This is a genomic window from Yersinia vastinensis, assembly GCF_902726565.1.
GTDB classification, from domain to species: Bacteria; Pseudomonadota; Gammaproteobacteria; order Enterobacterales; family Enterobacteriaceae; genus Yersinia; species Yersinia vastinensis.
The window spans coordinates 63,818-86,713 of record NZ_CACVAF010000009.1; the positions used below are offsets into that span (position 1 = coordinate 63,818).

A 22,896-nucleotide genomic window follows, 5' to 3' on the forward strand; every position below is an offset into this window, starting at 1 on the left:
ATCATGTCTTGATTCTGAACGACTAGTCACCGTGATACTTAGCATTTGGTGATCAGCAGTTATCTGGATCCGTTGGGAGATAATATATGCTGCAAGTAAATGAACTCGATCAATATTATGGTGGCAGTCATATATTGCGCGGCTTGTCATTTGAGGCTGCGGTGGGTGAAGTGACATGCTTATTGGGTAGAAATGGTGTAGGTAAAACAACATTACTCAAATGTCTGATGGGATTAGTGTCAGCCAGAAATGGCAGCATTATTTGGGAAGGTAAAAACATTAGCCACCAATCTCCCCATCAGAGAGTCAAAGGGGGAATTGCCTACGTGCCACAAGGGCGGGAAATATTTCCCCGACTCACTGTCGAAGAGAATATTTTATTAGGGCTTTCGCGTTTCCCAAACTCACAAAGTAAAACAGTCCCTGAGCATATTTATCAACTCTTCCCTGTGTTGCAGGAGATGAAGTATCGCCGTGGCGGGGATTTATCTGGTGGGCAACAACAACAACTAGCGATTGGCCGGGCATTGGCTTGCCAACCGAGGCTGTTAATTCTTGATGAACCCACAGAAGGAATTCAGCCCTCAGTGATTAAAGAGATTGGATTAGTCATCAAAAAATTAGCGGCCCAAGGAGATATGGCTATCTTGTTGGTAGAGCAGTTTTATGATTTTGCTGCGGAGTTGGCCGATAATTATTTAGTGATGTCTCGTGGCAAAATTATCCAGCGAGGACACGGCACCGATATGGAGCTTGAGGGTGTCCGTGGCCTAGTCGCTATTTAACTGTCTTATGGTATAGGCTAGTTTTATGGCAGTTTCTTGTTATCAATAGGCAGTGAATCAGATGCACCCCACTCAGCCCAAGAACCATCATACAATGAGACTGTAGGGGCATTGACTGCCGCTAATCCCAGAGCAACAACGGCGGCTGTCACGCCAGAACCACAACTGGTAATAATGGGCTTGCTCAAGTCCACGCCTTGAGCAGCAAAAATACTTGCCAGCACCTGTGGCGATTTCAAATTACCGTTTTCAACCATGCTCCCCCAGGGAACATTAATGCTTCCAGGAATGCGCCCTAAGCGCAGGCCTGGCCGAGGTTCTGGTTCCTGAGCGTTAAATCTCCCCATCGGGCGTGCGTCTAGAATCTGTATCTCACTATCGCCAAGTGCGGCTAAAATCTGTTCAGCATTTTTAACCGCAGCAGCGTTGAATGTCGCATTGAATATTTCTGGGGAGCGGTCAGTTGGCCCGCTTTCTAATGCAAATCCAGACTGTAGCCATCCGCTGATACCGCCCGTTAAAATATGTACTTTTTTTACGCCAAATGTACGAAACGTCCACCAAACCCGCGGAGCAGAAAACAGGTTGCCATCATCATAAATAACCAATGTCTGCTGCTCATTGATCCCTAATTGGCCAACCATTTCACTGAATACTTGGGGGGATGGCAGCATATGAGGTAAATCGGTGCTGTGGTCTGCTATTGCGTCAATATCAAAATAAACCGCGCCAGGAATATGTCCCTGCTCAAATTCAGCTCGAATATCTCTCTTAGGTATTAATCCTGGTGGTGACATTCTGGCATCCAGAATAACGATGTTGGCATCATGAATATTTTCTGCCAGCCAGTGTGGTGTTACCAGAAAAGGTGAGTTCATAGCAAGTTACCTGTCGAAATTATAAAGGAGCAGCTCAGTGAGTACTCCATCGTGGTATTCACTATATAACGAAATAACATGATTGAAACCTTGAGTTATCAGCGTTGCGCAATGCGTCGCAATAATTGAAATCTATTATTTCATTTGTTACATAAAGAAAATAAAGTTTTCATTTGTAGTGTATTTGTTCATTGTTTTTGTGAACTGAGTAACGCGATTTATGCTTTGCATATGCAAAGTTTCATTGCACTAAAAATATTATTTGTAGTACTTCTCAAAAAGAGTTTTTATTCCATAATTTCCTTGATGATGAAATTTTAATTTCGTATAACCGTTACCAAGTAAAGTCCTAAGTGAGATGTCACCTTAAACAGGCAAGGGGAATAGAATGCAAAAGGTTCGAATTGGCCTTATCGGTACTGGTTATATCGGTCGTTGTCATGCCATTGCTTACGCGCAGGTCGCGACTGTTTTTCCATTAAAGGGGCTGCCAGTACTGGAAATGCTAGCTGAAGTCACTCCTGAATTAGCCCAACAACGCGCAGCTGAATTTGGTTTTTCTCGCGCCACTGCAAATTGGCAGGAGCTAGTTGCTGATCCAAATATTGATGTGGTGGATATCTGTGCGCCAAATTTCTTGCACAAGGAAATGGCACTGGCAGCAATTAGCCACGGGAAGCATGTTTACTCAGAAAAACCTTTGGCTCTTAATGCTGCAGATGCCCAAGAAATGGTCGAAGCTGCGCGAGCAAAAGGCGTAAAAACGTTGGTAGGTTTCAATTATATGAAAAACCCTACTAGCCAGTTAGCACGTGAGATTATTGCTAACGGTGAAATTGGTGATGTTGTTCATTTTTACGGTACACATAATGAGGATTATTTGGCCGATCCGAACACGCCCTTAGATTGGCATTGCACCAGATCACAAGCAGGGCTTGGTGCGTTAGGGGATCTAGCTGCACACATTGTGAATATGGCTCATTATTTGGTCGGTGATATTACCAATGTCTGTGGTGATATGCAGACAGTTATACAGCAGCGGCCCGACCCAAAAGATCGCTCAATCTTACGAACAGTAGAAAATGAGGATCAGGCCAGCGCATTGGTACGCTTTGCTAATGGGGCAATGGGAACAATAGAGACATCTCGTATCGCTTGTGGCCGCAAAATGGGGTTAACCTACGTGGTTACTGGGACTAAAGGCACTATCAGTTATACACAGGAACGCATGGCAGAATTACAACTCTATCGCCATGATGATCCGCAATCAAGACAAGGGTTTAAAACATTGCTCACCGGGCCGCAGCACCCAGACTATGCTGCTTTTTGTGTCAGTGCAGGGCATGGTATTGGTTTTAACGATCAAAAAACGGTTGAGATTCGTGATTTGATAAACGGTATAGCTGGTGAGGAGAGTATGTGGCCAGATTTTGAAGAAGGTTGGAAAGTATCTAAAGTATTGGATGCTATTGCCGTTTCAGCGCAAGAATTGTGTTGGATAGAGGTTTAGATAGACAGTTTTTAGATATACATAGTGCTTTAAATTAGTTAGCAGTGGGTATGCTTAAGCTGATACTGGTCCAAATTATGCCAAGTATGAGTCTTAAATATGTCGACTGCTGATGCCAAATCTGATTACCGCCCGGCAGGTGCTGCTTATTATCTTAGCCGGCAGCAACGAGCGCGAATAAAACAGTTATCACGTTCTTGGGTCTGGCGTTTGGAATTGCCAACTTGGGCGTTGATTAGTGTTATATACACGGGTTGGTTTGCATGTGTTATCTATTGGCAACAACTGGGTTCTGTGATTGGTAGCGTGTTTCTAATCTTGTTTAGCACGTGGTATATGTCGCTACAACATGAGTTGATTCACGGACATCCGACTCGCTGGCGGAGAGTCAATCAGCTATTCGGGACTTTGCCGCTTGCAGTGTGGTATCCCTATGGTCTCTATCGTGACTCTCATATTCAACATCACAGGGATGAGGATTTAACCCACCCAGAAAAAGACCCTGAAGGTTATTACTATACAGCAGAGCAATGGCGGTATTTTCCTTCTGTATTCAAAAGTATTGTACGTATTAGCAATACTTTCATTGGCCGATTGGTGCTGGGGCCAGCGCTAGATATCATTGATACTATCCGTAGCGCAACTCGTGCCTTTATTACTGGTGATCGTCCTGCCATTATCATGTGGTTAATTCATTTGGGGCTACTGAGTTTATTGCTTCACTGGATGTCCAGTCATGGTATTTCAACAATTTTTGCCATTTTAGTGATTGCTTATCCGGCACTTAGCCTGACTAAAGTGAGGTCGTTTTTTGAGCATAGAGCCGCGCAAGACAGTGCAGCACGTTCAACATTGAATGAGGCGGCATGGCCATGGCGATTGTTATTTCTAAACCTTAATTATCATCTAGTTCATCATGATTTACCTGCTTTGCCTTGGTATGGATTGCGTCAGATTTATCTGGAAAATCGCGTTCAATATCAACATCGCAGCGGGTACTTTGTGGTGAATGGCTATACTCAATGGTTTGAAGCTTTTGCTTTTACAGCTTTAGCAATAGAAATTCATCCTTTTTACGATAGCGAAAATAAAACATCAATCAGTAAACGACAACATGACAAGATTGATAGTGGCGATAGCCCTACTCAAACTCCATCTCAAATAGCCCGTTAAATGTAAAAAGCAGCTCATTGATGCTGAACAAACACTCTAGAAACTCTCTTCAGTTAGCTAAAATTTACTGTTGTTATATACAGCCATTTGTGTAATCTTAACCGTAAGTTTTGTAGACAAAATAATTTTTAAATACTTAGCTATCATACTGTTATGTATGAAACTGATCGGTCTGTTAGCCTAAAAAATTGCGAATAATATATTTGATATCAATTGGTTATTTGGTTTGTTTTGGACTAAATCTAATATGGTTACTGACTTGTTAATGATGGCAGGTTGTATACTTTACTGGCGTTTCTGTTGACAAACATTAGCAACCTAACTTTCTCTAACCCTTGAGCACATAGAGGTAAAACATGGCAAAGAACTTAACTCGTGGCCAGATTTTTGCGTTAGCAACAGTTATGTTGGCGACATCTAGTGGTGCATCTCAAGCTGCAGATACTGTCCGTGTTGGCTCAAAAATTGATACCGAAGGCTCATTGTTGGGTAACATTATTGTGCAGGTTTTGGATGCTAACGGAATTAAAACCACTAATAAATCGCAGTTGGGTACAACTAAAGTGGTGCGAGGTGCAATCACTGCTGGCGAGATTGATATTTATCCTGAATATACTGGTAATGGTGCCTTTTTCTTCTCTGATGAAAAAGATCCGGCTTGGAAGAATGCCAAAGCAGGTTATGAAAAAGTCAAAGCGCTGGATTACGAAAAGAATAAACTAGTATGGCTTTCGCCGGCTCCAGCAAATAATACTTGGACTATCGCAGTCCGCCAAGACTTAGCCAAAACGAATAACTTGAAAACATTGGATGACTTAGGCAAGTGGATTAATGCGGGGGGGCAATTTAAACTGGCGGCTTCTGCCGAATTTATTGAGCGTCCTGATGCTTTACCTGCTTTCCAGCAAGCGTATGGTTTCAAATTAAATCAGGATCAGTTGTTATCATTGGCTGGGGGAGATACAGCGGTAACAATCAAAGCTGCCGCAGAGCAAACCTCTGGTGTTAATGCCGCAATGGCTTATGGTACTGATGGCCCGGTAGCGGCCTTAGGATTGCAAACGCTGGAAGATACTAAAGGTGTCCAGCCTATTTATGCCCCAACGCCGATAATTCGCGAAGCCACACTGAAAGCGCATCCCAATATACCTACCTTACTCGATCCTGTATTTGCCACACTTGATGGCCCGACGTTACAAAAACTGAATGCCCGTATTGCGGTAGAGGGGCAGGATGCGAAAAAAGTCGCAGCCAATTATCTGAAAGAGAAAGGATTCGTTAAAGGATAATAATGAGTATGGGGGTGGTGCTATAACCGTCTGCATTATAGTGCCATCAAATAAACAGGTAATCGCTTATTAAGACAAAGATTATCTGTCATGGAGATGGATTTTTATGACTGTAAAAAACCGAGTCCTGTTAGCACTGGTTATTTTGCTGATTTTATCTGGCATGGGACTTTCTTTTGTTAGCCATGCGCCGAATCGCTTGATCTCTGGGCAGGGGATCTCGCTTTGGTCGCTAATGACTGGGCCGGTTTGGTGGGGATTAGCACCTATAGCAATATTGTTTATTTTTGTTTTTTTTAAACAGAGTAAGACCCTGTACTGGTCGACAGTTTTAGTGGCGGAGGTGTTGCTATTTACCTTGCTGTTGCTAGCGGGTACCACAGCCATACAACTTTCTGGAGGTGAAGATAGCCTCACTCGTACTTCACTCGGTGGTGGGTTTTGGCTAATGAGTGGGGTGAGCATATTGATAGCGATCGATAGCTTATCCCGTGCTGTGATGAACCCTATTTGGCGCAGCTTAGCTAACGTTTTGTTGGTATTACCGGTTGTTCTATTGCTGGTAACAGGGCAACTTGATCAGCTGTCATTGATGAAGGAATATGTGAATCGGCAAGACGTATTTGACGATGCATTGTGGCAGCATTTACAAATCCTAGTCGCAACGCTCATACCTGCTGTCATTCTGGGTATTCCTCTCGGCCTATTCTGTTTTCGTTCTCATCGTTTTCAAGGCGCTATTTTTTCAACACTGAATATTATTCAAACCATTCCATCAATTGCCTTATTTGGGTTGCTGATTGCCCCTTTAGCGGGGCTAGCAGCGGCAATTCCGTGGTTAGCAGAGCATGGTGTCAGTGGTATAGGACTGGCCCCAGCGATTGTTGCTTTGGTGCTTTATGCCTTATTACCCTTAGTGCGTAATGTCGTTGCTGGATTAGAGTCGGTTCCTGACAGTGTCGTTGAATCAGCCCAAGGCATGGGAATGACCCGTAGCCAGTTGTTCTTTCGGGTGCAAATACCCATCGCTATGCCACTCATTTTATCCGGCATTCGTATTATCTCAGTACAAACCGTTGGGCTTGCTGTCGTTGCGGCATTGATTGGTGCTGGTGGTTTGGGCGCAATTGTATTTCAAGGTCTGCTGAGCAGTGCATTGGATTTAGTGTTGCTGGGTGTCATACCCGTGATCGTGATGGCGGTAGTGGTTGATTCGCTGTTTAAATTCATCGTTATTTTTATGGATACTTCACATCGATGATTCATTTCCATCAGGTAAGTAAATATTTTGCAGGTAAACGTGCAGTAGATAACCTCACGCTACAGATTGCGAAAGGAGAGTTTACTGTACTGATTGGTACCTCTGGTTCAGGTAAGTCGACTACGTTAAAAATGATTAATCGACTTATTGAGCATGACGAGGGAAGAATCCATTTTGCCGGTGAAGAAATCCGTAATTATAATCCCGAAGATCTACGGCGACGTATGGGGTATGCCATTCAATCCATTGGTCTATTTCCTCACTGGACAGTGGCGCGCAATATTGCCACTGTGCCGCAATTGCTAAAATGGCCTCGAGAACGTATTCATCAGCGGGTTATCGAGTTGCTGGAGTTATTGCATCTGGATCCAGAGCAATTCCTGCATCGTTATCCTCACCAACTTTCAGGTGGGCAGCAACAGCGAGTCGGTGTCGCTCGAGCTTTAGCCGCAGACCCTGAAGTTTTATTGATGGATGAACCATTCGGGGCATTAGACCCCGTGACGCGTTCCGCATTGCAGTTTGAAATTACCCGTATTCATCAATTGTCAGGCCGGACCATCGTGCTGGTCACCCATGATATTGATGAAGCCTTAGCTCTGGCTGACCGCATAGTCTTGATGGATGAGGGAAGAGTTATTCAGCAAGGGACTCCTCTTGAAATGTTAACTCAACCAGCCAATGATTTTGTTCGCGATTTCTTCGGCCGTAGCGATCTCGGTATTAAATTATTATCCCTAGGTAGGGCTGAACAGCGTGTCAGGCAGGGTGAAATGCTAATAGGGCAGCCGATATTGGGTACCATGAGTCTACGTGAAGCTCTTTCTTTATTTGTATCTCGCCAGACGGATAAGTTGCCAGTTGCTAATGAACATGGGCAGCCATTGGGTGTACTTTATTTTGCAGATCTCATTGCAGATGCAGATAAGGAGGACTTGTGAAACCGACCGTGACCAAAGGCGGGAATATAAAAAATACGTTTGCGGTACGAATGTGGTCAGCTCTATCGCAGGGTTTAAAAGACCCCCTCTGCTGGGTGTTGCTATTATTGGCTGGCCTGGTTTTTGGCATGACTTCCTTGCAAGGCTTTTTCGCAGCACTGTTTCCTGATCTCGATAGGCCCATTTACGTACAGGATACCTTTTGGTCACTAGTTGTGGCCCATGTTTTTCTAGTATTGATTTCCAGTGTTATTGCCGTTGTTATCGGAGTGAGTGCCGGTGTTGCGGTCACTCGGCCGGCTGGGAAAGAATTCCGTTCTGTGGTGGAAACAGTTGTTGCCATGGGGCAAACCTTTCCTCCTGTTGCAGTGCTTGCTATTGCTGTTCCTGTCATGGGGTTTAGTGAAAAACCCGCCATTATCGCTTTAGTGCTCTATGGTTTATTGCCTATTTTACAGGGAACTATCACTGGTATTGAGTCTGTTTCTCGGGATATTCGTGAAGTCGCTCAAGGCGTCGGAATGAGTGCCAGACAGATTTTGTGGAAGGTAGAACTACCATTGGCATCCCCAGTCATCGTTGCGGGTATTCGAACATCGGTCATTATTAATATTGGTACAGCCGCAATAGCCTCAACGGTTGGAACAAAAACCTTAGGCTCTCCTATTATTATCGGGCTTAGCGGTTTTAATACGGCTTATGTTATTCAAGGGGCCGTCGTAGTTGCCTTATTGGCAATTATCACGGATATGATATTTACTCGCTGGAATCGACGATTGTCACGGTGGCGCGAATTACAAACCTTCACTGTTGTTAAAGACAATTGACGTTAAAAACAACTGATACTTTGAATTTTTACCGTTTCCGTGGTGAGCCCCTATGCTAGTTTCGCTGCCTATGTATGGCATCCATCCGCAGGACGTGCAGCCTTTTTGGCAACGTTTGTCTTGTCAACTGCGTCATCATGGGGTTACGGGAGTCGAAGAGCAGCTGATCTGGCCCTCTGACTTGTTACAGCATTGGCGAGACCCCAATATGCTACTGAGTCAAACCTGTGGTTTCCCGCTGGTGACATCATTGCGTCAGCAAGTGCAATTAGTGGGGGTTTTGGGTTATCAATCACCGTATTGCACAGGCCCGTATTATCGCAGTCTGGTTGTTGTTCGCGAGAATGAAGAGGGTCAACGATTAGCGGATTTTCGCCATAGAATAGTTACTTACAACAGTACAGACTCTCAGTCTGGTTATAATGCCTTACGTGCTTTAATTGCACCGCTGGCGGTTAATGGGGGTTTCTTTTCTCGCGGGTTAGTTTCCGGAGGGCATTACCAATCAATCGAAATGATTCAGCAAGGGCAGGCCGATATAGCAGCGATAGATTGTGTGAGCTTTGCGCTATTACAACGAGCCAAACCCACCGCAGTTGCCGGGCTAAAGATCATTGCGCTAACAGAGGCAGCACCAGGGTTACCGCTAATTACCTCATTATCGACATCGCAGGAGCAACTTCTGCGGATACGTCAGGCCATCACTGCTACAGTCAACTTACCGACATCAACTTCAGCTAAAAATAAGTTATTAATAGGAACATTTACTGTGTTGCCTTGGACGGCCTATGACGTCATTAGTCAAATGCAAAAAAAAGCGTTTGCATTGGGAGTCACCACAGTTTGATGCAGGTTCTTGTTTTTAGGTGAGTGAGCGGGTGTATTTCGGTTATCTGGGTACGACATCAGTACCTTCAGGCAGGATATAAAATTGTCTGTGAGGAATATGGCGTACATAAATAAGTGACTAACCTCTCTTTGTACACTTCTTCCGATATGGGTGCCTTTATAGTCAGTAGCGATTAATTTGGTAAGACAATATGCAAGAGATCGCCATGTCAGGTGAATGTGCAGTGATGATGGCGAGTTGCTCGTTATTGGCCGTTGGCAGGATGGAATATGGTCATTAAATCGGCAATTGATGTTATTGACGATATTCGTGCAGGAAGTTTGATCCATATATTGCCGGATTGGTCGGGGGATATTTTACCTTTAATGATCTTGTGCCCCCACCGCTCACAGGTGTCTGAATGGGTTAGGGGCTTACAAGCACTTTTGCAGCAGTGATGCCGGCGCTTACGGTGATTCTTGACCATTGTTAGATAAGCCCGCAGGGCCAATATCAGACAAGGGGGTCGATTCGATGGTTTCAGTTTCATGTGGAGTGGTTGAACGGGTGTAGATGTTCAGCCCAGCCAGAAAAACGCCGCCTAACGAACTCAGAGCCATTATCGCAATCAGGATAATGAGTGCTTTTCTCAGCATAATTATTTTCACTTTTTACCTAAACAGCGTGAATTATAGCCCGTTCACTAAATGAAACAACCATGTTGCATTCTTGCTGTATAGAGATTAACGAGGTTTAAACAAAAATTTCCCCAAGGTCACCAATACCACCGCAGAAACAATAACCGCTAATGCGCACCATTCGGTAGTTGATAAACTTTCACCGGCAAAACCAATACCCAACAATACTGCGACGACCGGGTTTACATAGGCATAGCTGGTGGCTACCGCAGGGCGAACATTTTTTAGCAAAAACATATAAGCACTGATGGCGAGCATTGAACCGAAAACAATCAAATAAAGTAACGAAAGAATCCCGCCCATAGAGGGCATTTGGTTAAGTTCTTCGCCACTGATTGTACTGGCCAGCAGTAAAACCACTCCTGCAACTAGCATCTGAGCTGCTCCGGACATTGCACCACTCGGCAGCGCCAAACGTGAGCTCCAGACAGAGCCGAACGCCCAACTGGCCGACGCCAGTAATATCAGCATCGCGCCCAGTGGGTTGCCAAGCAAGTTACTGCCAGTGTTAAGCAATATTATGCCTACTAAGCCGAGTGCAATACCAGCCCACTCCAATTTAGTGTTACGCATCCCCCATAACATGCTGAAACACAAGGTGAATAGGGGAACAGTTGCCACCATCACGGCGGCAATTCCCGAGGGAACATGCTGATGTTCGGCTATGGTTACCAGGCCATTACCTATTGCTAATAATAAGATACCGATGGCGCTGGCTCCCATCCATTGGCGTAACGTTGGTAATGCGTGACCACGAATAGCAAGAAAACTGAACAGTAATATCCCGGCAATCAAGTAGCGTAATCCTGCCATCATCAAGGGAGGCCAGCTTTCTACCCCAATACGAATGACTAGATAGGTAGAACCCCAGACGAAGTATAAGGTGAAGAGTGAACCTATCAGCAACCACAGATTACGACTATTTTGCTTCAGCATAGTTATTCAATAAGAAAGGAGAGGTAAAACACAGATGCACCAGTAAACATGAGAACAGTGATCGTTAGCAAAGGTTTTTATCATTTTTTTACCTTTTAATTATTCGTCTAAAATTTGCACTAAAACAGAGGGTTATTCTTGTGGGTGACAATGGTTAGGTTAAGAAACAGTGACAAAAACTGCACTTTTTAAGAAAGCATATAAAGCTTCAGGCATGATGCATAAAATCAGAGAATAACGGCCATACATAACCGATTATCAGACAAGGTGAATAAATTATGAGTGCTGTGCGCGTGGGTAAATTAGCTGATATTCGTGCTCTAAATTGGATACCTGTTTACGTTGTACTGATGATGTTACTGGCCTTTGTTATGCCACCTGTTGCTGATGCAGCGCAACATGACTATGCCTTTTTATCGACCAGCGCGGTGCAGCATAATCAACGGGCCATAGCGCAAGATGCGCAAAGGGGGCAACTGCCCGCAATGACTCAGCAAGCTTACCGCCAGTTATTACAGCAGGCAGATAAAGCGCTGAAACGGGCGAATCCCAGTGTCATGGATAAAAATAGGGTGCCTCCCAGTGGTTCTAAACATGATTATCTGAGTCTCAGCGCTTATTGGTGGCCCGATAGCCAAAAAAATGAGGGTTTACCCTGGATACGTAAAGATGGGCTGGTTAACCCCGCGAGTAAAAATGATGATAGTGATGGTGTGCGCTTGGCCGATTTTACGGCCCAAGTACAAACACTGACATTAGCTTGGTATTTCTCTGGACAACAAAAATATGCCGATAAAGCCATCAGCTTGATTCGAACCTGGTTTATTGCTCCGAAAACCCGAATCTCGATTTTGCGCAAGGTGTACCGGGAATGGCTTCTGGGCGGGGGGCTGGGGTTTTGGATGGGCGTTATTTCGCCACTCGGATTGTCGATTCACTCATTATGCTGCAGCAAAACAAACATTGGACAGCGCAGGATGAGCAGCTGATACAGCAATGGATGACAGAATATCTGGCGTGGTTACGGCATAGCCCGGCAGGTAAAAAAGAGGCGGCAGCACGGAATAACCACGCTAACTGGTATGCAGTGCAAGTAGCGGGCATCGCTTGGTATCTGCAACAACCGGATGTGGTATCAGAGATGGCCAATTTATTGAAAACAAAACTGGATACACAACTAGCCGCAGATGGTTCACAACCTTTGGAACTGGCCAGAACACGTTCATTCCATTACAGCTATTTCAGTTTGCAAGCCGCAGTATTGATGGCTCAGTTAGCGGATAAAATGCACATAGATCTGTGGCATTATCAAACATCTCACGGCAGTAGTGTGATTAAAGCACTTGATTTTATGGCTCCTTTTTCCGATGAACAAAAAGCGTGGCCCTATCACAGCCTTGACCATATAGGGGTACGGTTAGTTCCGCTGATGGTTCAGGCAGATAAAGCGTTAGGGAAGAATCGTTATCAATATTGGATTCAACATGCGGATTTGACCAAAACGATGCCGAGACAACAAGGTGCGCGGGCTGAAGTGGTGCGTGAGGTGGGGTTATTATCTGTTCCTGCTAATTATGAATAATTTATTGATAAAAATAAAACCGGGAGTGACCTCCCGGCAAAGTGAAAATAATGATGATTAATAAAACTCACAAATCACGATGAAGCATTCAAACAATGAGGATAATGCCGATGTACATTACTTAGAACTGATAAACCAGGCCGACAGCAACAACGTTGTCTGTATTTAATTTCAGCTTGTTATCATCGTTCAGTTGGTTGATTTTGTAATCAACATAGGTAGACATGTTTTTGTTGAAGTAGTAGTAAGTACCAACAGAAACATATTTAACCAGATCAGCATCACCGATACCTTCGATATCTTTTCCTTTAGACTGAATATAAGCCAAAGAAGGTTTCAAACCAAAATCAAAAAGATATTGCGCGACCAATTCAACGTTTTGGGTTTTATTTGCAAAGCCACTCACGCTGGTTGAGACATTATTAATAACCGCAGTACCAGAAATAGGCGTCATATTACGAGTTTCGGCATAGGTTGCACCTAAATAAACACCGTTATCGTCATATTTCAGGCCGGTAGTCCAAGCGTCTGCTTTATCACCTTTACCGAAGTTACTATTTTTCTGAGCGGTAGTGCGGTTAGACGACGCATAAGCGGCACCAACACTCACACCGGCACCAATCTCGTAACTGGAAGACAAACCGAAGCCATCACCATTCTGTTTTGTTGCGTCGGCACGACCATTATTGCTATCTGATTCACTGCCGTTTTTGCCTTGGTATTGCAGAGAGAACTTCAGACCATCAACCAAACCGAAGAAGTCGGTGTTGCGATAAGTCGCCACGCCAGTTGTGCGGCCAGTCATAAAGTTATCGGTTCTGGTATAGCTGTCATTACCAAACTCCGGCAGCATATCTGTCCAAGCGGCGATATCATATAACACACCGTAGTTACGGCCATAATCGATTGAACCTAATTTTCCGTAACGTAAACCCGCAAACGCTAAACGTGTTTTATTGTCTTTTGTTTCTTGGCTTTCAGCGTAGTTAGCGGCAATGTTATATTCCCACTGACCGTAACCGGTCAATTGGTCAGTAATTTGTGTTGCACCTTTGAAACCAAAGCGGACGTAAGATTTATCGCCATCACTTTTATTATTATCAGAGAAGTAATGCAATCCTTTTACTTTTCCGTATAAATCAAGTTTATTACCGTCTTTATTATAAATTTCTGCTGCGTGTGCTGTTGTGGCAACTAATAAAGCCGGTACTAAGATTGCCAGAATATTACGTTTCATATTTTTGCCCTGTTTCTCTTATTTAAAAGACGCGAGTAGTAGAATTTTTTGCTGTATCCAATATCTTTCTGAATTCATCCAGCGCAGAATTTTTACCGCATCTGTGTGATATATTTATGACAAATCATAAATAACTGCGACATTGCGTAAATTTCATCCCACTGTCATTTGCGTAAGAAGGATATTTCAACTACTGCAACGGGCTTTCGGGCTGACGTGGACGTTGTGGTGTGGGACAATAGGGCAACATTCAGTTTAGATAAGATATGCATGGCGTTATCCCCAGCAGTAAAAGAACAAATCAGTCAGTGGTATAAAGCGCTTTCGCAGCAGATTCCGGACTTTATCTCTCGAGCACCTCAGCGTCAGATGATAGCCGAAGTGGCGAAAACGCTAGCCGGTGATGCCGGTCGCCATTTGGCGATTGAGGCTCCTACCGGTGTGGGTAAAACGCTGTCTTATCTGATCCCCGGTATTGCGGTCAGTCGTGCAGAAAGTAAGCCGCTGGTGGTTAGTACCGCGAACGTGGCGTTGCAGGATCAGATTTACAGCAAAGATTTGCCGCTGTTGAAGAAAATTATTCCTGACCTCAAATTCACCGGTGCCTTTGGGCGCGGGCGGTATGTTTGTCCGCGTAATTTAGCGGCAATGTGCACGGACGTCTCGGGGCAAGGGGATTTGTCACTGTTTCTCGGCGATGAGTTGGCACCTGCTAACGGTGAAGAACAGGCGACCTGTTTAGCGCTCACGAAGTCACTGAACAGCCATGCCTGGGATGGATTGCGTGACCATCATCAGTTATCCCTTAGTGACAGCTTGTGGGCGAAATTGAGCACCGATAAAGCCAACTGTCTTGGCCGTAATTGCCATTATTTTCGTGAATGTCCGTTTTTTATTGCCCGTAAAGAGATTGAAAGTGCTGATGTGGTGGTCGCCAACCATGCGCTGGTGATGGCCGCACTCGAAACCGAATCTGTGTTACCCAATCCAAAAGAGTTGCTGTTGGTGTTGGATGAGGGGCACCATTTGCCCGATGTGGCGCGGGATGCATTGGAAATTGACGGTGAAATTACCGCCGTTTTTGCCAATATGCAGCTGGACATGATTGTACGTTTGGTGGACCAATGCATGGTGCAGTATCGGCCTAAAAACCCGCCAGGCTTATCAAACCCTGAGCGCTTGAAAGATCATTGCGAGCAGTTGCGTGAGTTGATGTTGAGTGTCGAGCAACAAGTCAGCCAACTTTTGCCAACGGATAATAGTCCGGCGGTGCATCGTTTTGAAATGGGGGTGCTACCGGGGAGTTTGACAGACGATTGTGCCAAATTATTCAAGCTGACGGACGCTCTGCGTGGCTTGGCCGAATTTGTCCTCAATGACTTGAGTGAACAAACCGGTAAGCACGATATCGTTCGTTTACATCGCGCTATTTTGCAAATGAGCAGGACGTTGGGTTATTTGGAAGCCATGAGTAAACTCTGGCGGTTGGCAGCAATGGAAAAAGCCTCGAATGCGCCGATTTCCAAATGGGTAACCCGTGAGTATCGCGAGAACCAAACGCACCTCTATTTCCACTGTGTGGGAATTCGTGTCAGTGATCAGCTCGATAAAATGCTGTGGCGTAAAGTTCCTCATGTGATTGTGACGTCGGCAACCTTACGTTCGCTGAACAGTTTTGCACGCCTACAAGAACTTAGCGGGTTGAGTGAGAAAGCCGGTGATCGGTTTGAAACATTGTCATCGCCGTTTAATCATATCGAACAAGGGAAACTCATTATCCCCAAGATGTGCCATGAGCCAACCATGGCCCATGAAGCGGAACACCTGGCTGAGATGGCACAATTTTTCCGTGCGCAACACGCCAGCGGGCGGCATAAAGGCATGTTGATCCTGTTTAGTAGCCACCGCGCAATGCAAACTTTCCTTAGTCATGTCACCGATTTGCGTTTAATGCTGTTGGTTCAAGGGGATCAACCGCGTTATCGGTTGGTTGAAGAACACCGCAAGCGGGTAAAGAATGGCACCGCCAGTGTATTAATTGGCCTGCAATCATTTGCCGAAGGGTTGGATTTGAAAGGTGAATTGCTGACTCAGGTTCATATTCACAAGATCTCGTTTCCGCCGATCGACAGCCCGGTGATTCTAACGGAAGGCGAGTGGCTAAAATCACAGAACCGCTACCCATTTGAAGTTCAAAGTCTACCTAGTGCTTCGTTTAACTTGATTCAGCAGGTTGGGCGCTTGATTCGCAGTAATGCATGTCACGGTGAAATAGTTATTTATGACCGGCGTTTATTAACTAAAGGTTATGGTTCGCGGCTATTAGCGGCACTGCCGGTATTCCCAATTGAACAGCCGGAAATGCCAAAGGGCCTCATTACACCTGCCGCAGTGACTAAAGTACCCGCTAAGTCAGGCGCGAAAAAAGTGCGAAGGGAACGAACGCCCAGTAGCTAATTATCGATATAAAAAACCATTTGATTTGAAATCTTTCCCTATAGACATCAATCCAGTGACTAAGATTATATAAGCCGCTGGTGAGCTGAACCTAACAAGTCAAGCCAGTCCGTACCTCCGGTGTCAATTGCTGGTTATTGGTTAGCGGCAGCGCTAACTGTATCGACATGTTTAGCGGGCAGGGGTGAAGCAGAATGAAACAGCTAATGGCAGAGTTTATTGGCACTTTCTGGCTGGTATTGGGCGGATGTGGCAGCGCAGTATTAGCCGCAATGTTTCCAGTAGCGGGGATTGGATTTCTTGGCGTCGCGTTAGCATTCGGGCTGACTGTAGTCACAATGGCTTATGCCTTGGGGCATATTTCAGGCGCACATTTTAACCCAGCAGTGTCTCTTGGTTTATGGGTCGGTGGTCGTTTCTCCGGCGCACAATTAATCCCCTATATTGTGGCACAAGTTCTTGGCGGGTTAATGGGGGCGGCAATTTTGTATTTAATTGCCAGTGGTAAAGCCGGTTTTGACGTTAGCGCCGGGTTTGCCAGTAATGGTTTTGGTGTACGCTCGCCGGGCGGATATAGCCTACAAGCGGTATTGGTCGCTGAAGTGGTTTTAACTATGGGATTTGTGATGGTGATTATGGGAGCAACGGACAAAGGTTCACATCCTGCCGCTGCACCACTCGCCATTGGACTATGTTTGACGCTGATTCATCTGATCAGTATTCCCGTGGATAATACGTCGGTAAATCCTGCGCGCAGCACTGGGGTGGCTATTTTTGCCGGGGGTATTGCCTTGCAGCAACTGTGGGTATTCTGGCTAGCACCTTTGGTTGGCGGTGCTTTGGGCGGAGCCATCTACCGTGTACTCTTTAGCCCGCCGGAGGAATTGAGTAACCTAGAGTGATTTATAGGTCGCAGCGGGAGCTAATCCTCTGTTGCGGCCGACTTCCCCCTATCAACGTTTTGCCCTTTATTCCCCTATATTCGTGCTGCCTACCGTTACAATGCCGATATTTCGAGTATAGCTATCGCTATCAATGATAAAGTTTAAGTAATATTTAACCTGATTTATATTTGCCGAATACGGACAGGGGAAACACTGCACCATGGATTACAGCAAAATTATCAAAGAGATTGGACGTGGTAAGAATCATGCTCGCGATCTGAGTTTGGATACCGCCTATGAACTGTATAAATCCATGCTGGCGGGGCAGGTTCCAGCGCTGGAATTGGGGGGTATCCTGATTGCATTTCGTATTAAAGGTGAATCCGAACAAGAAATTCTGGGTTTTTATCAGGCGATGCAAGAACAGGTTATGCCACTGCGTGCGCCAGAGGGATACCCATTACCTGTCGTGATCCCCAGTTATAATGGCGCTCGTAAGCAAGCCAACCTTACACCATTATTAGCATTGTTGCTTTCACGCCTTGGCCTACCCGTGGTAGTGCATGGCGTTACAGAAGACAGTAGCCGAGTGACCAGTGCCGAGATTTTCCAACAATTGAATATCCCTTGGTCACTGAATTCTAAAGACGCTCAACAGCGCCTTGATTGCGGGTTACCTGTGTTTATTCCGGTGTCGGCATTATCCAGTCCATTAGATGAACAACTACAGCAACGTTGGCGTATGGGGGTCAGAAATAGCAGTCACACGCTGGCAAAGCTGGCTACGCCCTTTATTCACGATAAAGCGCTACGTCTTGCCAGTGTTTCTCATCCCGAATATATGGAAAAAGTAGGAGGGTTCTTCCAGGCGATAAACGCCCCAGCACTGTTGCAGCAAGGCACTGAAGGGGAAGTTTATGCCAATCCACTGCGCTGCCCACCAATTCATTATATTCATGGTGGTGCGCAGACAATTTTATTGGATCGTCAACCTGAAGCGACTGAGCTGATATTACCTGAGTCGAAAGAGGTTGCCGTCACGGCACGTTGGATTGAACGTTGTCTGGCAGGTGAATTGCCAATCCCTGATGCTATCCAAAAACAATTAGCATGCTGTTTGGTCGGCGTAGGGCGAGCAGACACGGTTGAGCAGGCACTACAGCAGGTTAAAATTGTGTGAACACTGGGCCTGAATCATCGGGCCTTATTAATTTATCCGGTGAATATATGGCCTGTAATTATCTTATCGGGTTATTTATGCATTTTATTGCTATTTACAAGGTGTCAAAAACTTTCCTAAATACCGATTTTTAATATAAGATTTTTTACTTTTAATGCCCCCGGCGTATTTTCTGCAATAAAATATTTTCCTCAATCAAATGCCTATCTAATCAGTGTTTATAACCAATAAATACGATTTTTAAACTGCTAACCGAATATTTAAAGAGCAATCGCTTTTTTTCTTAATTAAGTCGGCTTTTTACCTCTTTTCTGTGTGTTTTTGCCTCATGATAATCGCCATTTGTCGTCTGTTCTGACAGTGCTAGACTGAGGAAAGTCCATTAGTTCTCTTACCGGAACATTGCTGAAAAGGAAGATTATGCAACAGGCTTTGAACTACTTTACTGCACTGAACCAGGATTATCTGGCTGTCCATCAAGCCAAAGAAGATCTTTTCTGGCAGAACTACATGGGGATAGGGGGGGATGATATTGCACGGCAATTTTCTGCGGCGGAAACAGCTTACAAACGTTTTATTGCTCAAAGCCATCGTTTAACAGAATTGCGCGACTTGATTCAATCATTAGAAAATCAACCGGCTAGTATAGAGCGTGATGAGTTAATGCATGGGTTACAGGGGTGGTATCGTTTTTTTGACTGTAATGCGATTGAAGACCCCAGTACGCAAGTCTTACTTGATGAGATTATTTCTGCTGAATCCGATCTATATCAGCGGCGTAAAGCCTTTACTCTAACGCACATGAATGCAGCGGGTGAGCGAGTTCCCGCATCATTAGGTGAGCTACTGACCAATCAGGGTACAAATGAAAATGCAGAGTGTCGCCATAGTTCACATCTGGCATTGCGTGAACTGGAGCAATGGTTATTACACAATGGATTACCAGAGTTAATTAATTTACGGAATCGCTTTGCACGGCAAATGGGGTATCGCAATTACTTCGATTATAAAGTGAATAAAACCGAGCGTATGACGCCAGAGCAGTTGTTCACTATTTTAGACCGCTTTGAAGTGCAGACGCGTGAGGCGAATCAACGCAGTTTAAGGCAATTAGCTGTAGAAAAAGGCCCTGAAACACTGGAACCTTGGAATATCCGTTTCGCCAGCAGTGGCGATGTGACTCGTCAATTAGACCCTTATTTCCCCTTTGCTGAGTCTCTCCACCGCTGGGTCAATAGCTTTAAACGACTGCATATTAGTTTTCGCGGCGCACAAATGAATCTGGATCTGCTGGTACGCTCAGGGAAATATGAAAATGGCTTTATGCATGGCCCGGTACCACCCTATGTCGACCAAGGAAAATGGATCCCGGCGCGGATTAATTTCACCAGTTTAGCCAAGCCAGATCAGGTTGGTAGTGGGGCTTCGGGGTTAAACACCTTATTTCATGAAGGTGGGCATGCGGCACACTTCGCCAATATTGTGCAAAATGCACCCTGTTTTTCACAAGAGTTTCCACCGACCTCAATGGCCTATGCCGAAACTCAATCCATGTTCTGCGACAGCCTGCTCAACGATGCTGATTGGCTAAAACGTTATGCTAAAAACAGCGCGGGGGAATCTGTACCCGACGTCTTGATTCAAGAAAGTATTCAGGCGCGGCAACCCATGCGGGCTTTTAACGAGCGTCATATATTATTGGTTCCCTATTTTGAATGGCAGCTTTATCAGTGGGATGATGCGCAACGCACACCACAAGCTATTACTCAATTAGCTCGGGATATTGAACTGAAAATTCTAGGAGTCAGTGGTAGCCCAAGACCAACATTAGCGATTCCGCATTTGTTATCGATGGAGTCGGCTTGCTCCTATCAGGGATATTTACTGGCACTGATGGCAGTTGAGCAGACGAGAGCATTTTTCCTTAAACGTGATGGTTATCTGACAGATAACCCAACAATCGGCCCGGATCTGGCGCAACATTATTGGCGACCAGGTAACAGTGTCAGCCACGATGAGACATTGCGTAGCCTGACAGGGGAAGGCTTCAATCCTGATTATTTGGCGAAAGTTTGTAACCAAACCGTTGAGGACGCTTGGTTCGATGCGCAAAAAACCATCGAGCAGGCAGCTTTGCGCCCACAATCCACGGCAGACTTTGATTTGAATGTCACGTTGCGAATAGTCGATGGGGATAAATTACTGGCGGATAATCAGCAAGGTGATGAAGCAATGTGCCGCACATTTGCCAATGCAATAAATAAATTGCTTCATTAAGTATGAATTTGGCATTTTTCTCGCCAAAAAAAAGCTCATCAAACCAGTGCTGATGAGCTTTTTCTCTTGTGGCAGCGAAGGGGATTAGACACCGCTGACAGCGTGATAATTTCAAACACAAACGTTAAATTAGTTATAAATAACCGCAGTACCGTGCATCAAGTTATTCCCTGTTGCAGATGTGATGGTGAACGCTTTCGCACCAGCCGCATCTGCTTTTTCTGCCAGTTGTGCTTTCAAGCTGCTTAAATCAGTCACGCCACTGACAGAGACGACCCCGACTTGTTCTAATTTAGCGGCATCTTGGCTGTTAACGTATTCAGCTGCAAAGCTACCGAAAGAGAGAGTAGAGAGTGCGATAACTGCAACGAAATTTTTGATGCTTTTCATGATGTATTCCTATTCGATTTTAAAGTTGAAAGGGCGCTTCCTTTCGATAGAAGCTATGCTACGCCATTGTTGAAACTTTAAAACCGGATAGAATTGAGTTAATTGATCAAAATATTTGAATATTAATTGTAGGCGGACACTCATCCGTTTACCGCTAACCCGCTTAACGCTAATTTATGCTATCTTACGCGCCAGAAAATGCCTACCAGAGAGCCTGTACGATGGAAAACAAAAAAGTATTCCCGAAAGAAAAAAGCGGATTGCATCCCCGAAACCGTCATCGTTCGCGTTATGACTTTGATGCTCTTTCAGTGAGTTGCCCTGAGTTGATCCCTTTTTTGGCACCCACTGCCTACGGTGATATTTCCATCGATTTCGCTGATCCTTTGGCGGTGAAGATGTTAAACAAGGCCCTGCTAAAACACTTCTATGGTATTGAGTATTGGGATATTCCTGCTGATTTTTTATGCCCACCTATCCCAGGCCGAGCCGATTATGTGCATCATCTAGCTGATCTACTTGCCAGTTGCAACGATGGTGTGATCCCGCAGGGGAAGAACATTGCTTTGCTAGATATTGGTGTGGGCGCTAACTGTATTTATCCCATTATTGGTCAGCGAGAATATGGCTGGCGTTTTACCGGCACGGAGATTGACGCACAAGCACTCAGTGCGGCAAAAATGGTGGTCTCTATGAACCCGACACTGAAAAACGCACTGCGACTGAGACACCAGAAGAATCCACAGGCAATTTTTGACGGTGTTCTGGCAGTCAATGAGCGCTACGATGCCACATTGTGTAACCCACCATTTCATGGTTCAGCTGAAGAAGCGGCAGCCACCACGCGCCGCAAGCTACATAAGTTGGGCAAAGGGGAAGTTGCAGCGAAACCCGTACAAAATTTTGGGGGTAAAAATAGCGAACTGTGGTGTGATGGCGGCGAAGAAGGGTTCGTCAGTCGCATGGTAGCTGAGAGCGCAACCAAGGCAAAAAATTGCTTCTGGTTTACTTCATTGATTTCCAAAAAAACAACATTACCGGCTATTTATCATGCCCTGCGTTACGCCAATGCTGTGGAGGTTCGCACCATTGATATGGCACAAGGGCAGAAAGTGAGTCGGTTTGTTGCATGGACTTTTCTGACACCAGAGGAGCAAGTCGTTTGGAAAGCCGAGCGCTGGACCCTGCGTTCTTGACGCCGCAGCGGTGTTCGCTGTATTCACTCACCCGAATCACTTACTGATGTAAGCTCATCGGGATGAGTTCACTTGCTGCCTTGCTGCAACGGCAATAACTTTGGGTCATACTCTGCGTTCTTGACGCCGCAGCGGTGTTCGCTGTATTCACTCACCCGAATCACTTACTGATGTAAGCTCATCGGGATGAGTTCACTTGCTGCCTTGCTGCAACGGCAATAACTTTGGGTCATACTCTGCGTTCTTGACGCTGCAGCGGTGTTCGCTGTATTCACTCACCCGAATCACATACTGATTTCACTGGTTCAACTCTTTCCTGTGCCTCGACTCTTTGGGGCACAGCGAGCAGATATGTCTCCCGAATCACTGAGTTATATAAGCTAATGACTTGATGCTTATCGACTTTAGTCTAAGCTAATTAAGATAAATCTTAGTTGGGCATAATAAGCCGACAAGTAATGGCTTTATTGTAATTTTTTGTCGTATTTTGATTTTAGAAACTCCTCTAACTCATCGTCCAGGGTGAAGAATAAAATCCAAAGAGCCTTAAGGCTTTTTGGTTTTAT

General features: G+C 45.1%; 18 protein-coding genes and 1 pseudogene. 14 read left to right on the top strand and 5 right to left on the bottom strand.

Annotated features, from left to right (window positions below; all coding sequences use genetic code 11):
- Window positions 1–86: 86 nt before the first annotated feature.
- Complete coding sequence (gene urtE / locus HUZ92_RS14745; RefSeq protein WP_050098777.1) at window positions 87–785, top strand: urea ABC transporter ATP-binding subunit UrtE; 699 nt, start codon at window positions 87–89, stop codon at window positions 783–785.
- Between the two features lie 23 nt (window positions 786–808).
- Here the strand turns inward: urtE and sseA are convergent, their stop codons facing one another.
- Entirely contained in the window at window positions 809–1,663 is an 855-nt protein-coding gene (gene sseA / locus HUZ92_RS14750) for a 3-mercaptopyruvate sulfurtransferase (RefSeq protein WP_050098775.1), read from the bottom strand.
- A 388-nt stretch (window positions 1,664–2,051) separates the two neighbouring features.
- Between sseA and HUZ92_RS14755 the strand changes: the two genes are divergently transcribed.
- The 7 genes from HUZ92_RS14755 to HUZ92_RS14785 all read left to right on the top strand — a co-directional run bounded on the left by HUZ92_RS14755 (window position 2,052) and on the right by HUZ92_RS14785 (window position 9,511).
- Window positions 2,052–3,173 (top strand): Gfo/Idh/MocA family protein, encoded by a 1,122-nt coding sequence (locus HUZ92_RS14755; RefSeq protein ID WP_128451741.1) that lies wholly within the window; start codon window positions 2,052–2,054, stop codon window positions 3,171–3,173.
- Between the two features lie 99 nt (window positions 3,174–3,272).
- Window positions 3,273–4,346: a fatty acid desaturase gene (locus HUZ92_RS14760; protein ID WP_050141012.1), complete on the top strand. Its 1,074-nt coding sequence runs from the start codon at window positions 3,273–3,275 to the stop codon at window positions 4,344–4,346.
- A 356-nt stretch (window positions 4,347–4,702) separates the two neighbouring features.
- Entirely contained in the window at window positions 4,703–5,635 is a 933-nt protein-coding gene (gene osmF / locus HUZ92_RS14765; RefSeq protein ID WP_050141011.1) for a glycine betaine ABC transporter substrate-binding protein OsmF, read from the top strand.
- A gap of 106 nt (window positions 5,636–5,741) precedes the next feature.
- Window positions 5,742–6,896 carry an ABC transporter permease gene (locus HUZ92_RS14770; RefSeq protein WP_128451742.1) on the top strand — a complete coding sequence of 385 codons (1,155 nt, stop codon included), beginning with the start codon at window positions 5,742–5,744 and terminating at the stop codon, window positions 6,894–6,896.
- Entirely contained in the window at window positions 6,893–7,837 is a 945-nt protein-coding gene (locus HUZ92_RS14775; RefSeq protein WP_050098766.1) for an ABC transporter ATP-binding protein, read from the top strand. The genes HUZ92_RS14770 and HUZ92_RS14775 overlap by 4 nt, the downstream gene beginning before the upstream one ends.
- Window positions 7,838–7,965: 128 nt before the next feature.
- Window positions 7,966–8,664 carry an ABC transporter permease gene (locus HUZ92_RS14780; RefSeq protein WP_050141044.1) on the top strand — a complete coding sequence of 233 codons (699 nt, stop codon included), beginning with the start codon at window positions 7,966–7,968 and terminating at the stop codon, window positions 8,662–8,664.
- A gap of 70 nt (window positions 8,665–8,734) precedes the next feature.
- Window positions 8,735–9,511, top strand: a complete 777-nt coding sequence (locus tag HUZ92_RS14785; protein WP_145579907.1) for a phosphate/phosphite/phosphonate ABC transporter substrate-binding protein — start codon at window positions 8,735–8,737, stop codon at window positions 9,509–9,511.
- 449 nt (window positions 9,512–9,960) lie between these two features.
- Here the strand turns inward: HUZ92_RS14785 and HUZ92_RS14790 are convergent, their stop codons facing one another.
- A complete protein-coding gene (locus HUZ92_RS14790; RefSeq protein ID WP_050098763.1) occupies window positions 9,961–10,149 on the bottom strand; it encodes a hypothetical protein in 189 nt (62 codons plus the stop codon).
- 87 nt (window positions 10,150–10,236) lie between these two features.
- The gene (gene yedA / locus HUZ92_RS14795; RefSeq protein WP_050098761.1) at window positions 10,237–11,127 is read right to left on the bottom strand and encodes a drug/metabolite exporter YedA; all 891 of its coding nucleotides are present in this window, start codon (window positions 11,125–11,127) and stop codon (window positions 10,237–10,239) included.
- A 278-nt stretch (window positions 11,128–11,405) separates the two neighbouring features.
- On the opposite strand from yedA, the pseudogene HUZ92_RS14800 reads away from it, so the two are divergent.
- A pseudogene (locus HUZ92_RS14800) lies at window positions 11,406–12,709 on the top strand (alginate lyase family protein).
- Between the two features lie 121 nt (window positions 12,710–12,830).
- On the opposite strand, the gene ompF2 reads toward HUZ92_RS14800, so the two are convergent.
- Complete coding sequence (gene ompF2, locus HUZ92_RS14805; protein WP_174846856.1) at window positions 12,831–13,946, bottom strand: porin OmpF2; 1,116 nt, start codon at window positions 13,944–13,946, stop codon at window positions 12,831–12,833.
- 270 nt (window positions 13,947–14,216) lie between these two features.
- Between ompF2 and dinG the strand changes: the two genes are divergently transcribed.
- From dinG to HUZ92_RS14825, 4 genes are all read left to right on the top strand, one after another.
- Window positions 14,217–16,403 carry an ATP-dependent DNA helicase DinG gene (gene dinG / locus HUZ92_RS14810; protein WP_145579897.1) on the top strand — a complete coding sequence of 729 codons (2,187 nt, stop codon included), beginning with the start codon at window positions 14,217–14,219 and terminating at the stop codon, window positions 16,401–16,403.
- Between the two features lie 194 nt (window positions 16,404–16,597).
- Window positions 16,598–17,305: an aquaporin Z gene (gene aqpZ, locus HUZ92_RS14815; protein WP_050295450.1), complete on the top strand. Its 708-nt coding sequence runs from the start codon at window positions 16,598–16,600 to the stop codon at window positions 17,303–17,305.
- 202 nt (window positions 17,306–17,507) lie between these two features.
- Window positions 17,508–18,467: a DNA-binding protein YbiB gene (gene ybiB / locus HUZ92_RS14820; RefSeq protein ID WP_145524800.1), complete on the top strand. Its 960-nt coding sequence runs from the start codon at window positions 17,508–17,510 to the stop codon at window positions 18,465–18,467.
- 420 nt (window positions 18,468–18,887) lie between these two features.
- On the top strand, window positions 18,888–20,744 hold the full coding sequence (locus HUZ92_RS14825; protein WP_050098751.1) for a M3 family metallopeptidase: 1,857 nt from the start codon (window positions 18,888–18,890) through the stop codon (window positions 20,742–20,744).
- Window positions 20,745–20,873: 129 nt separating this feature from the next.
- Here HUZ92_RS14825 and bhsA read toward each other — a convergent pair whose 3' ends face one another.
- Entirely contained in the window at window positions 20,874–21,134 is a 261-nt protein-coding gene (gene bhsA, locus HUZ92_RS14830) for a multiple stress resistance protein BhsA (protein ID WP_050098750.1), read from the bottom strand.
- 221 nt (window positions 21,135–21,355) lie between these two features.
- On the opposite strand from bhsA, the gene rlmF reads away from it, so the two are divergent.
- The gene (gene rlmF / locus HUZ92_RS14835; protein ID WP_174846857.1) at window positions 21,356–22,330 is read left to right on the top strand and encodes a 23S rRNA (adenine(1618)-N(6))-methyltransferase RlmF; all 975 of its coding nucleotides are present in this window, start codon (window positions 21,356–21,358) and stop codon (window positions 22,328–22,330) included.
- The last annotated feature ends 566 nt before the right edge of the window (window positions 22,331–22,896 follow it).

Coding starts and splice junctions, on each gene's coding strand:
- HUZ92_RS14770 (WP_128451742.1), top strand. CDS start 5,742: ATGACTGTAAAAAACCGAGTCCTGTTAGCACTGGTTATTTTGCTGATT.
- rlmF (WP_174846857.1), top strand. CDS start 21,356: ATGGAAAACAAAAAAGTATTCCCGAAAGAAAAAAGCGGATTGCATCCC.
- sseA (WP_050098775.1), bottom strand. CDS start 1,663: ATGAACTCACCTTTTCTGGTAACACCACACTGGCTGGCAGAAAATATT.
- HUZ92_RS14755 (WP_128451741.1), top strand. CDS start 2,052: ATGCAAAAGGTTCGAATTGGCCTTATCGGTACTGGTTATATCGGTCGT.
- aqpZ (WP_050295450.1), top strand. CDS start 16,598: ATGAAACAGCTAATGGCAGAGTTTATTGGCACTTTCTGGCTGGTATTG.
- osmF (WP_050141011.1), top strand. CDS start 4,703: ATGGCAAAGAACTTAACTCGTGGCCAGATTTTTGCGTTAGCAACAGTT.
- HUZ92_RS14780 (WP_050141044.1), top strand. CDS start 7,966: ATGACTTCCTTGCAAGGCTTTTTCGCAGCACTGTTTCCTGATCTCGAT.
- HUZ92_RS14785 (WP_145579907.1), top strand. CDS start 8,735: ATGTATGGCATCCATCCGCAGGACGTGCAGCCTTTTTGGCAACGTTTG.
- bhsA (WP_050098750.1), bottom strand. CDS start 21,134: ATGAAAAGCATCAAAAATTTCGTTGCAGTTATCGCACTCTCTACTCTC.
- HUZ92_RS14775 (WP_050098766.1), top strand. CDS start 6,893: ATGATTCATTTCCATCAGGTAAGTAAATATTTTGCAGGTAAACGTGCA.
- ompF2 (WP_174846856.1), bottom strand. CDS start 13,946: ATGAAACGTAATATTCTGGCAATCTTAGTACCGGCTTTATTAGTTGCC.
- HUZ92_RS14760 (WP_050141012.1), top strand. CDS start 3,273: ATGTCGACTGCTGATGCCAAATCTGATTACCGCCCGGCAGGTGCTGCT.
- HUZ92_RS14790 (WP_050098763.1), bottom strand. CDS start 10,149: ATGCTGAGAAAAGCACTCATTATCCTGATTGCGATAATGGCTCTGAGT.
- HUZ92_RS14825 (WP_050098751.1), top strand. CDS start 18,888: ATGCAACAGGCTTTGAACTACTTTACTGCACTGAACCAGGATTATCTG.
- urtE (WP_050098777.1), top strand. CDS start 87: ATGCTGCAAGTAAATGAACTCGATCAATATTATGGTGGCAGTCATATA.
- ybiB (WP_145524800.1), top strand. CDS start 17,508: ATGGATTACAGCAAAATTATCAAAGAGATTGGACGTGGTAAGAATCAT.
- dinG (WP_145579897.1), top strand. CDS start 14,217: ATGGCGTTATCCCCAGCAGTAAAAGAACAAATCAGTCAGTGGTATAAA.
- yedA (WP_050098761.1), bottom strand. CDS start 11,127: ATGCTGAAGCAAAATAGTCGTAATCTGTGGTTGCTGATAGGTTCACTC.